Here is a 12,062-nt window from a genome sequence, read left to right on the forward strand (position 1 = left end):
GCTGGTTTCTCGGGACCCACGTCGATCCGCAGAGTCTGTCGCCCTCGAGCCCCATCGACTCCCGCCAGTCCGAGTCGCTGCACGAGGCTTCGAGTGACAGTGTGGGTTCGATGGTGATCGGCCGCTGCGTCGTGGACTCGACAACCGGTGAAACCGGTACCGTGGCCGGCTGCGATGAGGGCGGAACCGTCCTCGTTGTTGTCGTTGCGCGCGGCGTCGAGGAAACCGGTTGAACCGTAGCGGTAACCGTCGTTCCGGCATCGGATCCGGTATCACCGCCGTCGGTCATTGCCCCGAATGCGATGAACGCAACCACAGCCGCACCGACCAGCCAAGGCCAATTTTGATGCTTCTTCTTGGCCCCATTACCGGCCACACGCGGACGCGCCTGGTCGGTCCATCTCTCGCCGTCCCAGTAGCGCTCACTTGCGCTTGGATCGTATGGGTCCGAGTGCCAGCCAGCGGGAGGGAGCATTCCAAGTCCGTCTCTTGAGGGTCAAGCTCAGTGATTGCTCGGAGAGTTTGACAGACCGAACGGTACGGGTCGGCAGTCCCCTGAAACTGCTGTCGTTCAGTCAGACGACACCGCCTGAGCTGAGGTTATCCAGTTGCACGAGCGGTTGGGGGGCGGGTGTGCCGATCGAGTCGGTGTGGGGCGCGCTGTCGGTGCTGGAGCTGGTGGGATCGGACGAGACGATGGTTCAGGCGGGGATGACGCTGTGACTTGACCCTGCCCCTGGGGCAGGCTTGCAGAATGGTCGGCATGACGAGCACCGAGACCCCGAGCGACGCCCGAAGGCGCGGTGATCGGTGATGCTCACGGTCGGCGAACTCGCATCACTGGCGGGCGCCACTGTGAAGACCGTGCGGCACTACCACGCCCGTGGCCTGCTCGTGGAGCCCCCGCGGGAGGCGAACGGGTACCGCCGCTACGGCGCGCAGGACCTGGTCCAGCTCAGCCGCATCCGCAGGCTTCGCGACCTCGGACTGTCCATCGCCCAGATCGGCGATCTGCTCGATGGCGAGACCGGCGGCATCCACCAGGCGCTCGACGCGCTGGACCATGAACTGGCCGAGCAGTCCCGGCTCATCGCGCTCCGCCGCCGCACCATCGCGGACCTGCGAGGAAGCCTCGATCCGGAGCTGCCCGACGAGTTCGCGAAGGTGATGTCGGAGTACCTCGCCGCGGGGGTGTCGCCGGAATGGGTCGCGCAGGAGAAGGAGTTCCTGCTGCTCGTGCTCGCAGTCTCGGCCGGGAGTCCCGACGTGAGCGAGCGGCTGCTCAGTATCCACCGGCGGGTGCTCGCACAACCCCATCGGGCGCGCGGCGTCGATCTTATCGGCCGGGTTTCGCGGCTAGGGGACGACGCCGGCGCCGCCGAGATCGAAGCGCTCGCAACGGACTACTGCGCCTTCATGGCGGAGGTGCTGCCCGACCAGATGCGTCCCAGTGAGGTCCCGTACATCAGGGACGACGAGCGGATGGCCGCCCTGATGGATGAGCACCGCTTCAACAACGCCTCATCCGGTTACGCGAGGTTCGTCCGGGCGGTGGCCGCCCGGCTCGCCGACGGCGCCTAGCGCCGCACACCACCGATTCACCCATTCATGCCCGCGTCACATGCGGGTCCATCTGTCATGCCCGAATTCAGGAGGTACACGCGCATGCGAAAACTGACAGTCATCACGGCCGCGGCGGCAGCGGTGGGCGCCATGCTCGCCGGATGCGCTCAGCCCCAGGCGGATCCGGAGGCCACAGGCCCGCTATCGAGCGCGTCGGCCGCCGACCTCGACCGCTACTACCGGCAGCCCGTCTCGTGGGCGGCCTGCGCCGACGAGCAACTCGCGGCGACCGGCAGCGAGTGCGCCACTGTCGACGTCCCGCTCGACTACCGGGATCCGCAGGGCGCGACCATCGAACTCGCGATCTCCCGGATGGCGTCCACCGGCCCCGACAGCAGGCGCGGCATCCTCCTGACCAACCCCGGTGGACCGGGCGGCCGCGGCCTTGGTATGCCTGCCAACCTGCGCGAAGGGATGACCCCCGACGTGTCCGCCGCTTACGACATCATCGGGATGGACACCCGCGGGCTAGGCGCCAGTACCCCGCTCGACTGTGGGTTGACGGACATGACCTGGTTCCGCTCGACCGGCGCCGGGCGATCGGGGTTCGACGAGAACGTGCAACGGGCCTCGAAGGCCGCCGACCTGTGTTGGGAGAAGTATCCGGATGTGTTGCCGCACATCAACACCGCCAACATCGCCAGGGACCTCGACGTAATTCGCGAGGCACTGGGGGAGGAGACCGCTTCGTACTACGGCTGGTCCTACGGCACCGTGCTGGGCGCGACGTACAGCCAGATGTTTCCGGAGAGGATCGATCGCCTGGTGCTCGACAGCGCGGCCGATCCGGCCAAGTACGGCATCGAGATGTTCCGGGACATGGGCCCGGCCAACGAGAAGGCCATCGACGACTTCGCCGGCTGGGCGGCGCAGCGCGACGACGACTACGGCCTTGGGGCCGCCCCGGCGCAGGTGCGGGCGGGCATCGAGCAACTGATCGCCGACGCGGCGGCGACCCCGATCACGGTGGGGCAGTTCACGCTCGACGACCACACGCTGCCGTTCGTGCTGTACTTCTATGCCACCAGCGACACGGACAACGCCGCCTTCGCGGACGCCCTGGTGCAGCTCCGTCAGTTCGCGGCAGGCAAGCAGGTGACGCCGATGCCGAAACTCGCGGGCCTGCTGCAAGCGATGTTCCGCCCGGAGTCAGGCACGGGACCCGACTACGCGTCGACCCTGGCCATCCTCTGCGGCGACCGCGCGATGCCGACGGACCCGGAGTGGTACTGGCAGAACATCGAACGCGCTCGCGCCGACCAGCCCATCTTCGGATCCGTGCACAATTCCATTACGCCGTGTGCGTTCTGGCGTGGGGAACCGATCGAGCAGGTCGAGATCGGCAATGACACCCCCGCGCTGCAGGTGCAGTCGCTCGGGGACACCAGGACCACTTACGAGGAGGGCCTTGGCATGCACCGGGCAATGCGAGGGTCGAGGCTGGTCACTGTGCCGGGACGCACGCATGCCGTGTTCCCGGACTACCCCAACGATTGCGCGCGCGACGCGGTGAACGACTACCTCAGGGAAGGCACACTGCCGAGCGAAGACGTCGTCTGCGAGGCGTAGCCGGGCGTCAGCCGAACTGCGGGCAGATGTGCTGCCGCGCCGCGTCGTAGGCCCTGGTCTCCTCCTCCAGCGCCTGCTGCTCGGCCGAGGAGTCGCGACCCGCGGCCTTCGCGGCGTCCAGGGCGGACTGCCGGGCACCGATGAGGGCCGCCGTGTATCCCGCCCAGTCGTCCCAGGAGCCGGTCGACACAGCGGCGGGCAGCATCTGCTCGTAGGCCTCGCAGTAGCCGTGGCCCGCGGACACGATGGCGGCGCGTTCGGCGCGCGGGCTCAGCGTGATCGCGCCCGCGGTGATGTCGTCCCAGCGGCTGTCCGCGCAGACGGCGCTCGCGTACCCGGCGTCGCCGCCCTCGGGCACGTTCCGGAAGACCGTGCTCTGTCCGACGCGCTCGACCTGGGCCGGGCGCGAGGCGGCGAACTGGTCCACCAGGTTCTGCTCGACGGAGTCTGTGGTCCCGTCGCCCCTCGGCCGGAGCACGTCGACGAGCTCCTCGGCGGTGGCGTTGGGGAGCGTCGCGTCGACGCATGCCGCCGCCTCCGCCGTTCCGGGCTCGGAGGAGGCCGCCGAGCACCCGCCGAGCAGGACGGCGGTCAGCGGCAGGAGGACGGCGAGCGAACGGATGCGGCGGATGTGTGTCATTGCCCCTCGAGAAAAGACGCGGAAGTCGTTGGCGGCGGGGTTGGTTCACCTCGCCCCGGCGTGGACGGTCGAACGCACACGGCGAATCGGCCAGGCAGCAGTATCTCAGGCCGTGGCCGAACGAGAGGGGAATCACGCCATCCATCTCGAGTCAGCCGGTACTGTGTTAGGTAACGCTAACTAGCGAGAGGTGTTGGAATGGCCAGGCGAATCACCACACTCACGGTCTCGCGCACCGAGCGGCTGACCCCGCACCTGGTGCGCGTCTTCCTCGGCGACCCCGGATTCGAGGAGTTCGTCCCCAACGACTTCACCGACGCCTACGTCAAGCTGATTTTCGGGCCGGACGATGATCAGGTGCTGCGCACCTACACGGTGAGCTCCGTGGACGACGAAAACCGCGAGGTCGCCATCGATTTCGTGGTGCACGGCGACGAGGGAGTGGCCGCACCGTGGGCGGCGTCCGCCCAGCCGGGGGAGAGCGTGCGACTGTACGGGCCCGGCGGGGCCTATGCGCCGCGCGCGGACGCCGACTGGCACCTGCTCGCAGGCGACGAATCGGCCATCCCCGCGGTCGCGGCGGCGGTCGCGGCGCTGCCCGCGGACGCGGTGGCGCGGGTGGTGCTCGAGGTCGCGGGCCCGGACGACGAGGTGCCCCTGCCATCGCCCGCGCCAGTGCAGGTCACCTGGGTGCACCGCGGCGGCGCCGCCGACGAGGTGGGCGACGACCGGGCGGGCGACAACGCGCCGCTGATCGATGCGGTCAAGGCCGTGCCGTGGTTGCCCGGGCAGCCACACGTGTTCATCCACGGCGAGGCGCATGCCGTGATGCACGGTCTGCGCGCCTACATCCGCAAGGAGCGCGGGGTCGCCGCCGAATGGGCGTCGATCTCCGGCTACTGGCGACGCGGCCGCACCGAGGAGGGGTTCCGGGTGTGGAAATCGGAGCTCGCGGCCACCGAGAACCCGGAACGCCCGCGTTAGCCGACGGGGACCGGCGCACCGCGGCGAACCAGACGAATCCCGGTGCCGCTGAGCGTTATCGCGATGATCAGGCCCAGCGCGAGGCCGATGGCGGGGAAGCTGAGCCAGGTCGGTCCGAGGTCGACGTGCCACGGCAGTGATGCGGTGGTGGGATCGCCGGTCGGTGTTCGGTCCAGCGCGAAGGGCTGGCCCAGTTGGGGCGGATGGATGCCGCCGACGAGCGCGACGATCGCGCCGTAGACCAGGCCGCAGATCACGAAGACCGCGAACAACGGTCCTCGGCCGTCGCCCCCGCGGCGGACCAACCGCCAGCCGGACAACCCCACCAGCGCACCGACGGCGGCCAGCATCGTCGCACCGACGGCCGGGAAGATCAGCAGCGCCGGGAGCCACGGCGGGCCGGGGAAGTACATGAACCCGTAGTAGATCGTCCGCACGCCAAGGCGGCCGTTCGGCTCCGTGGGTGAGTAGTCGGCGTACGGGGTCGCGTGGCGCCAACCGATCGCGCCGAGCACCCCCGCGGCCAGCCCGAACACGGCCAGCGCGGCGACCAGTGCCAGGAACCTGCTGCCCGTCCCGTTGCGGTTGCTCACCGGATCATCATCGCGGACACCGGGTCCCAGACGGTGTAGTTGCCGCCGGGCGCGTCACGCCGTCGGTCTAGACCCGGGCCGCCGCGACGTCGGCACCCGTGTCCGCCGGCTTTGCCGGCCTGCCAAGGGTGAGCAGCGCTGTCATCGCCGCGACCGCGCAGACCACGATGCCGATCGACATCCCCAGCGCGGACCCGCCGACCAGCGGCGAGATCAGCGCCGCCAGGCCGAACTGGCCCGCGCCCATCAGCGCGGACCCGGTGCCCGCGGCGGCCGTCACCTCGGACTGCCCGAGCGCGGTGGCGTTGCCCATGATGAATCCGAGGCTGGTGGTCACCAGGAACAGCAGGGGCAGCACGACCGCGGTCGCGGTGGCGCCGACGGTCACCTCGAGCAGCAGCAGGGTGCCTGCGGTGAGCAGCATCGACACCCCGAACCTCAGCAGCTGGTGGGCGTGGAACCGCCCGATCAGTCTCGTGTTGACGATGCTGCCCGCGACGATGCCGATCGAGTTGACGCCGAACACGATCGAGAACTGACCGGGGGTCAGGCCGAGCACGTCCTGGACCACGAAGGGGGAGGCGGAGATGTAGGAGAACAGCGCGCCGAATCCGAACATGAACGTCAGCGCGTACCCGACGTAGCGGGGGTTGCCGGTCACGTACCGCATGTTGTGCGCGAGAGCCGAGAGTCCGCCGCCGTGCCTTCGTTCGACGGGCAGCGTCTCGGGCACCAGCGTGAGCACGCCGACGAGCATCACCACGGAGGCCGCGGCGAGCACCCAGAAGATGCCGCGCCAGCCGATCGGTCCGAGCAACGCGCCGCCCATCAGTGGGGCCAGCACGGGGGCGACGCCGCCGATGATCATCATGATGCTGAACAGCTTTGCGGCGTTGTCGCCCTTGGCCCGGTCGGCGATCACCGCGCGCGCCAACACGATTCCCGCGCCGCCGCTGAGGCCCTGCAGCAGTCGGGCGCCGATGAGCACCTCCGCCGATGGTGCGAGCGCGCAGGCCACGCCGCTGATCGCGCAGACGATGGTGCCGCCGATGAGCAGCTTGCGCCGCCCCCATCCGTCGGAGAGCGGGCCGATGATCAGCTGGCCGATGCCGAGGCCCGCCATGAAGGTGGTCAGGGTGAGCTGGACCGTCGAGGCCGAGGTGCCGAGGTCCTCGCCGAGCGCGGGCAGGCCCGGCAGGTACATGTCCGTCGCGAGCGGCGCGATCGCGGACAGCAGGGCGAGGATCAACAGCATCGGGATCGGAATGGTTCGGCTCACATGAGGGACCCAGCGGCGCGGGTGCTTGATTTATTCCCGTCCGGGGGAGACGGTGCGAACATGAGTTCGCATGCGAAGCGGCAGGAACCGGGCGAGGTGCCAACGCGGTTGGCGTCGCACCTCGACGCCTACGGCGAGTACCTGTCGCTCGAGCGCGGCCGGTCCGAGCACACGGTCCGGGCGTATCTGGCCGATGCGCGGTCGCTGCTCGCGCACGTCGCGGCCGCCTCGCCGGAGGCGGATCTCGAGGACATCGACCTCCGGGCGTTGCGGTCCTGGCTGTCGGCGCAGGCGTCGGCGGGGGTGGCGCGCACCACCCTGGCCCGCCGAACCGCGGCCGCCCGCACGTTCACCTCCTGGCTGACCCGCACCCGCCGGATCCCGCGCGATCCCGGCGTCCGCCTCGTCGCGCCCAAGGCCCACCGCACCCTGCCTGCCGTGTTGCGCCAGGGCCAGGCGGCGGAGGCCATGCAGGCCGCGGAATCCGGTGCGGCGCAGCTCGAACCGATCGCGGTGCGGGACCGGCTTATCGTGGAGTTGCTGTACGCCAGCGGAATCCGGGTCGGGGAGCTGTGCGGCCTCGACCTCGACGACGTCGACCTCGAACGCCGGGTGCTCCTGGTGCTGGGCAAGGGCAACAAGCAGCGCTCGGTGCCGTTCGGGGGACCGGCGGCCGCCGCCGTCGACGCCTGGCTGACGTCGGGACGCCCCGCGCTGGTGAACGAGCGCTCCGGCCGGGCGCTGCTGCTCGGCCGGCGCGGTGGCCGGATCGATCAGCGGCAGGCCAGGAGCGTCGTGCACGAGGTCCTCGAGGCGGTGCCCGGCGCGCCGAGCCTCGGCCCGCACGGGCTGCGGCACTCGGCGGCGACCCACCTGCTCGAGGGCGGCGCCGATCTGCGGGTGGTGCAGGAGTTGCTCGGGCACAGCAGCCTGGCCACCACGCAGCTCTACACCCACGTGTCGGTGGCGCGGTTGCGCGCGGTGCACGATCAGGCGCACCCACGGGCCTGACGGCGGTTACTGCTTCGCGTAGTCGGCGAAGCCCTGCCAGTCCACCAGGATGCAGGCCTCGTCGCCGACCACCCACGCGTCGTGACCGGGCGGGGCGATCATCACGTCGCCGGGACCGAACTCCTGCCGTTCGCCGTCATCCATGACCACGACCATGCGTCCAGAGACGCAGTAGCCCACGTGGGCCGCCTGGCAGCTGTCGGTCTTGGCGATCGGCTTGACGTGGTCGGACCACTTCCAGCCGGGTTCGAAAACCCCACGCCCGACCGCTCCGCCTGCGAGGTCGACCAGATCGATCTTGCCCTTGCCGTCCGCGAACGGGCGGGTCTCCTCGGGTGAATCGAAACTCTTGCGAACCAATCCGGACATGGCTTGCCTCCTGTGGTTGCCTGTCACCGATGCTTCTCCCCGGCGGGGGGCGATGTCCAGGCTCCACTTGGTAGCCTCGCCCAGACTGCTGCGGGTCGAACCCGCAGATCTGCCACACATTCGGGGGAATTGTGAACCGCGATCATTCGACGCCGGCCTGGCTGCAGGGAGCCGCCGCGCCCGCGGAGGAGCCGGCCTGGACGGATCGGAGTGCGCCGCCCGCCGCCGTGCCCGCGTGGTCGACAGCCGCCCCCGAGGGACCGTGGACCGGGCCGAACCGCGCCGTCGCACCAGAGGGGCCGTGGACCGGGCCCAACCGCGCCGTCGAACCCGACTGGGCACAGCCCGAACCCGCCCCGGTCGAGCAGACCTGGACCGAGCCGATCCGCCCACCGGCGCCGCCGCACCAGCCCACCAACCGGGACCTGGTCGCCGGGGCGCTGCTCAAGCGGCCGCGACGTGCCCCCGATGCCGGCTGGCGCGCTGCCGTGCACCGCATCTCCGGCGGGGCCATCAACCCCGGTCAGTCCGGCGAGGAACAGCGACTGCAGGCGCTGGTCGAGCGGATCAACCAGCCGATCCGAGGCGACTACCGGATCGCGTTCCTCTCGCTCAAGGGCGGAGTCGGCAAGACCACCACCACGGTCGGGCTCGGTTCGACCTTCGCCTCGATGCGCGGGGACCAGGTGATCGCGGTGGACGCGAACCCGGACATGGGCACCCTGGCGACCCGGGTCCCGCTGCGGACCGCCTCGACGGTGCGCGATCTGCTCGCCGACGCGCCGAACCTGCGCCGCTACTCCGATGTACGCAGGCACACCTCGCAGGCCGAGAGTCGGCTGGAGGTGCTGGCCAGCGAACAGGATCCGGCCATGTCGGAGGCGTTCAGCGAGGCCGACTACCGGTCGGTCATCGACATCCTGCAGGTGTACTACAACATCATCCTCACCGACTGCGGCACCGGCATCATGCACTCGGCGATGAACGGCGTTCTGCAGCTTGCCAATTCGCTCGTGCTGGTGAGCTCACCCGCGATCGACGGTGCCCGCAGCGCCGCGGCCACCCTGGACTGGCTGCAACATCACGGCTACGGGCACCTGGTCGAACGGACGGTCGTGGTGATCAGTTCGGCCCGGCCGGGCGCGTCGACGATCGATCTCGACGAGTTGAGCAGGCACTTCCTCGCCCGGTGCCGGGCCGTGCAGGTGGTGCCCTTCGACGAGCACCTGGCCGAGGGCGCCGAGATCGACCTCAACCTGCTCCGGCCCGCCACCCGACGGGCCTTCGTCGAGCTCGCGGCGATGGTCGCCGACGACTTCCCGGCTTCCTCGGGCAGGCATGCCGTCGCCGAGTGGAGCTAGTTCCGCCTGCCCTCCGCGCCCAGCGGCTTGAGCCGGACCGGCGCCGTGCGCACCAGGCCGAGCGGGTCGAGGTACTCGCGGCCCCGCCGCAGCCCCCAGTGCAGGCACGTCCCGCACCCGGGATGTCCGGGCTCCAGGGTGCCGAGCGGCGTTCCGCGCCCCACCCGCCCGCCGACGGCGACCGCCGCGCGGACCGGCTCGTAGGTGGTCCGCAGCCCGCCGGGGTGATCGATCGAGACCACCGGCTTGCCCGCCACCACGCCCGCGAACGCCACCACCCCCTCGCCCGCCGCGAGCACCGCCTGGCCGGGGCTGCCGACCAGGTCGACGCCGCGGTGCCCGGGCAGCCAGTCGTGTTCGGGTGGGTCGAAGGCCCGCGCGAGCGCCGGGCGCGGACGCAGCGGCCAGGAGTAGCCGTCGGGCGCGGCCGTGCTCGGTGACGGACCACCGAGCAGGACGATCGCGCACAATCCGAGAACGGTCAGGATCCGCATCACTTCACCCTGGGCCACGCCGGGTCGCCGCCGGGGCCGCGTCGGGCGATCTGTGGACAGATCGGCTGTCCACAGCGCTGGTTATGACCTGCTGGTCTCAGCCCGTACACTGTCCATGCGGTCTGTGCACGCACAGTCCGACTTCGCGCGCCCGCGCATGAACAACGGCCTCCGGCTGGTCCTGCACTCGTGCAGGTCCGGGGGCTGGCGGGCGCCAGGGCAGGGATCACCGATCGCCTGCGTCAACCGGCTATGAAAGAGGTACACAGCCATGGCTGTCGTAACCATGAAGCAGATGCTCGACAGTGGTACCCACTTCGGGCACCAGACCCGTCGCTGGAACCCGAAGATGAAGCGTTTCATCCTCACGGACCGCAACGGCATCTACATCATCGACCTGCAGCAGACCCTCACGTACATCGACAAGGCGTACGAGTTCGTCAAGGAGACCGTTGCCCACGGCGGCACCGTCCTCTTCGTCGGCACCAAGAAGCAGGCGCAGGAGTCCATCGCCGAAGAGGCGACCCGCGTGGGCATGCCCTACGTGAACCAGCGCTGGCTCGGCGGCATGCTGACCAACTTCACCACCGTCCACAAGCGTCTGCTGCGTCTCAAGGATCTCGAGGCGATGGAGCAGACCGGTGGCTTCGAGGGTCGCACCAAGAAGGAAATCCTCATGCTCACGCGTGAGATGACCAAGCTCGACCGCACCCTCGGTGGCATCCGGGACATGGCCAAGGTCCCGTCGGCCATCTGGGTCGTCGACACCAACAAGGAGCACCTCGCGGTCTCCGAGGCCCGCAAGCTGAACATCCCGGTCATCGCGATCCTGGACACCAACTGCGATCCCGACCTGGTCGACTACCCGATCCCGGGTAACGACGACGCGATCCGCTCCGCCGCTCTGCTGACCAAGGTCGTCGCCTCCGCGGTGGCCGAGGGCCTGCAGGCCCGCGCGGGCCGCGGTTCCGCGGACGACGCGAAGCCCGAGGCCGGCGCCGAGCCGCTCGCCGAGTGGGAGCAGGAGCTGCTCTCGCAGGCCGCCCCCGCCGCCGAGGCGGAGGCAGCAGCCGAGGCTCCCGCAGCTGAGGCTCCCGCAGCCGAGGCGACCGAGGCTCCCGCAGCCGAGGCCCCGCAGGCCTAGTGACTCGGCCCTGACCTTCCAAGGTCAGGGCCGCTTCACTTCATGCTCCACCCCAGGCATCGAATCTCACTCAAGGAGGCTCGCCCCCAATGGCGAACTACACCGCCGCTGACGTGAAGCGGCTCCGCGAGCTCACCGGCTCCGGAATGATGGATTGCAAGAACGCGCTTGCCGAGACGGACGGCGACTTCGACAAGGCCGTCGAGCTGCTCCGCATCAAGGGCGCCAAGGACGTGGGCAAGCGCGCCGAGCGCACCACGGCCGAGGGCCTGGTCGTCGCCAAGGACGGCGTCATGGTCGAGCTCAACTGCGAGACCGACTTCGTCGCCAAGAACGCCGAGTTCCAGGAGCTCGCGGACAAGGTCGTCACCGCGGCCGCCGCCGCCAAGCCTGCCGACCTCGACGCACTCAAGGCCGCCTCCGCGGGCGACCAGACCGCTGACGAGCTCGTCGCGGCGCTGTCCGCGAAGATCGGCGAGAAGCTCGAGCTGCGTCGCGTCGTCGCGTTCGACGGCCCGGTCGCGACCTACCTGCACAAGCGCAGTGCCGACCTGCCGCCCGCCGTCGGCGTCCTGGTCGAGTACCAGGGCGAGGGCGACGCCGCTGCGGAGGCCGCTCGCGCCGCCGCCATGCAGGTCGCCGCGCTGAAGGCGAAGTACGTCACCCGTGACGAGGTCCCCGCGGAGATCGTCGAGGCCGAGCGCCGCGTCGCCGAGGAGACCGCCAAGGAGGAGGGCAAGCCCGAGGCTGCACTCCCCAAGATCGTCGAGGGCCGTGTCAACGGCTTCTTCAAGGATGTCGTGCTCACCGAGCAGTCGTCCGTCACCGACTCGAAGAAGACCGTCAAGGCCCTTCTCGACGAGGCCGGCGTGACCATCACCCGCTTCGCGCGGTTCGAGGTCGGCGCCAGCTAGACGGCACCAGCTCCACCGAAAGGCCCCGCCCCGGTTTCCGGGTGCGGGGCCTTTCTGCGTGTGCCGCGCGCGTCGTCGGCC

Annotated in this window: 13 protein-coding genes and 1 pseudogene; 8 read left to right on the forward strand and 6 right to left on the reverse strand. The window is 70.0% G+C overall.

The genetic code is table 11. The features are described from left to right. Nucleotides 1-110: 110 nt before the first annotated feature. On the forward strand, nucleotides 111-233 hold the full coding sequence (locus tag ABIC28_RS04525) for a hypothetical protein (RefSeq protein WP_257017550.1): 123 nt from the start codon (nucleotides 111-113) through the stop codon (nucleotides 231-233). A gap of 146 nt (nucleotides 234-379) precedes the next feature. Here ABIC28_RS04525 and ABIC28_RS04530 read toward each other — a convergent pair. Beyond that, nucleotides 380-475, reverse strand: a pseudogene (locus ABIC28_RS04530) (DUF2510 domain-containing protein); the annotation flags it as partial. A 338-nt stretch (nucleotides 476-813) separates the two neighbouring features. On the opposite strand from ABIC28_RS04530, the gene ABIC28_RS04535 reads away from it, so the two are divergent. Together ABIC28_RS04535 and ABIC28_RS04540 are read left to right on the forward strand one after the other, a co-directional pair. Further along, nucleotides 814-1,581: a MerR family transcriptional regulator gene (locus tag ABIC28_RS04535; RefSeq protein WP_354577977.1), complete on the forward strand. Its 768-nt coding sequence runs from the start codon at nucleotides 814-816 to the stop codon at nucleotides 1,579-1,581. 84 nt (nucleotides 1,582-1,665) lie between these two features. Beyond that, nucleotides 1,666-3,192, forward strand: a complete 1,527-nt coding sequence (locus tag ABIC28_RS04540) for an alpha/beta hydrolase (RefSeq protein ID WP_354577700.1) — start codon at nucleotides 1,666-1,668, stop codon at nucleotides 3,190-3,192. 7 nt (nucleotides 3,193-3,199) lie between these two features. Here ABIC28_RS04540 and ABIC28_RS04545 read toward each other — a convergent pair whose 3' ends face one another. Further along, complete coding sequence (locus ABIC28_RS04545; RefSeq protein ID WP_209925956.1) at nucleotides 3,200-3,832, reverse strand: hypothetical protein; 633 nt, start codon at nucleotides 3,830-3,832, stop codon at nucleotides 3,200-3,202. 198 nt (nucleotides 3,833-4,030) lie between these two features. Between ABIC28_RS04545 and ABIC28_RS04550 the strand changes: the two genes are divergently transcribed. Continuing rightward, nucleotides 4,031-4,816 (forward strand): siderophore-interacting protein, encoded by a 786-nt coding sequence (locus ABIC28_RS04550; protein WP_209925958.1) that lies wholly within the window; start codon nucleotides 4,031-4,033, stop codon nucleotides 4,814-4,816. Here the strand turns inward: ABIC28_RS04550 and ABIC28_RS04555 are convergent. Both ABIC28_RS04555 and ABIC28_RS04560 read right to left on the reverse strand, forming a co-directional pair. Continuing rightward, complete coding sequence (locus ABIC28_RS04555) at nucleotides 4,813-5,409, reverse strand: hypothetical protein (RefSeq protein WP_209925960.1); 597 nt, start codon at nucleotides 5,407-5,409, stop codon at nucleotides 4,813-4,815. The two genes, ABIC28_RS04550 and ABIC28_RS04555, sit on opposite strands and share 4 nt — an antisense overlap. Nucleotides 5,410-5,476: 67 nt before the next feature. Continuing rightward, nucleotides 5,477-6,664 (reverse strand): multidrug effflux MFS transporter, encoded by a 1,188-nt coding sequence (locus tag ABIC28_RS04560; RefSeq protein ID WP_354577979.1) that lies wholly within the window; start codon nucleotides 6,662-6,664, stop codon nucleotides 5,477-5,479. 84 nt (nucleotides 6,665-6,748) lie between these two features. Here ABIC28_RS04560 and ABIC28_RS04565 point away from each other — a divergent pair, with 84 nt between their 5' ends. Further along, nucleotides 6,749-7,699, forward strand: a complete 951-nt coding sequence (locus tag ABIC28_RS04565; protein ID WP_209925962.1) for a tyrosine recombinase XerC — start codon at nucleotides 6,749-6,751, stop codon at nucleotides 7,697-7,699. A gap of 6 nt (nucleotides 7,700-7,705) precedes the next feature. Here ABIC28_RS04565 and ABIC28_RS04570 read toward each other — a convergent pair whose 3' ends face one another. Beyond that, a complete protein-coding gene (locus tag ABIC28_RS04570) occupies nucleotides 7,706-8,068 on the reverse strand; it encodes a cupin domain-containing protein (RefSeq protein ID WP_209925964.1) in 363 nt (120 codons plus the stop codon). 383 nt (nucleotides 8,069-8,451) lie between these two features. On the opposite strand from ABIC28_RS04570, the gene ABIC28_RS04575 reads away from it, so the two are divergent. Further along, entirely contained in the window at nucleotides 8,452-9,429 is a 978-nt protein-coding gene (locus tag ABIC28_RS04575; RefSeq protein WP_502944994.1) for a MinD/ParA family ATP-binding protein, read from the forward strand. Here ABIC28_RS04575 and ABIC28_RS04580 read toward each other — a convergent pair. Continuing rightward, a complete protein-coding gene (locus ABIC28_RS04580) occupies nucleotides 9,426-9,923 on the reverse strand; it encodes a M23 family metallopeptidase (protein WP_209925966.1) in 498 nt (165 codons plus the stop codon). The genes ABIC28_RS04575 and ABIC28_RS04580 overlap by 4 nt on opposite strands. Before the next feature lie 271 nt (nucleotides 9,924-10,194). Here ABIC28_RS04580 and rpsB point away from each other — a divergent pair, with 271 nt between their 5' ends. Continuing rightward, complete coding sequence (gene rpsB / locus ABIC28_RS04585) at nucleotides 10,195-11,067, forward strand: 30S ribosomal protein S2 (RefSeq protein ID WP_209925968.1); 873 nt, start codon at nucleotides 10,195-10,197, stop codon at nucleotides 11,065-11,067. Between the two features lie 89 nt (nucleotides 11,068-11,156). Then, the gene (gene tsf / locus ABIC28_RS04590; protein ID WP_077041243.1) at nucleotides 11,157-11,981 is read left to right on the forward strand and encodes a translation elongation factor Ts; all 825 of its coding nucleotides are present in this window, start codon (nucleotides 11,157-11,159) and stop codon (nucleotides 11,979-11,981) included. The last annotated feature ends 81 nt before the right edge of the window (nucleotides 11,982-12,062 follow it).

Origin of the sequence: Rhodococcus sp. PvR044 (genome assembly GCF_040548995.1) — a bacterium.
In the GTDB taxonomy this organism is placed as follows: domain Bacteria; phylum Actinomycetota; class Actinomycetes; order Mycobacteriales; family Mycobacteriaceae; genus Rhodococcus_G; species Rhodococcus_G oryzae.

Bases quoted from the DNA above. Each gene is read 5' to 3' on its own strand.
- ABIC28_RS04525 (WP_257017550.1), top strand. From the start codon at position 111: ATGGTGATCGGCCGCTGCGTCGTGGACTCGACAACCGGTGAAACCGGT.
- ABIC28_RS04535 (WP_354577977.1), top strand. From the start codon at position 814: ATGCTCACGGTCGGCGAACTCGCATCACTGGCGGGCGCCACTGTGAAG.
- ABIC28_RS04540 (WP_354577700.1), top strand. From the start codon at position 1,666: ATGCGAAAACTGACAGTCATCACGGCCGCGGCGGCAGCGGTGGGCGCC.
- ABIC28_RS04545 (WP_209925956.1), bottom strand. From the start codon at position 3,832: ATGACACACATCCGCCGCATCCGTTCGCTCGCCGTCCTCCTGCCGCTG.
- ABIC28_RS04550 (WP_209925958.1), top strand. From the start codon at position 4,031: ATGGCCAGGCGAATCACCACACTCACGGTCTCGCGCACCGAGCGGCTG.
- ABIC28_RS04560 (WP_354577979.1), bottom strand. From the start codon at position 6,664: ATGCTGTTGATCCTCGCCCTGCTGTCCGCGATCGCGCCGCTCGCGACG.
- ABIC28_RS04565 (WP_209925962.1), top strand. From the start codon at position 6,749: ATGAGTTCGCATGCGAAGCGGCAGGAACCGGGCGAGGTGCCAACGCGG.
- ABIC28_RS04570 (WP_209925964.1), bottom strand. From the start codon at position 8,068: ATGTCCGGATTGGTTCGCAAGAGTTTCGATTCACCCGAGGAGACCCGC.
- ABIC28_RS04580 (WP_209925966.1), bottom strand. From the start codon at position 9,923: ATGCGGATCCTGACCGTTCTCGGATTGTGCGCGATCGTCCTGCTCGGT.
- rpsB (WP_209925968.1), top strand. From the start codon at position 10,195: ATGGCTGTCGTAACCATGAAGCAGATGCTCGACAGTGGTACCCACTTC.
- tsf (WP_077041243.1), top strand. From the start codon at position 11,157: ATGGCGAACTACACCGCCGCTGACGTGAAGCGGCTCCGCGAGCTCACC.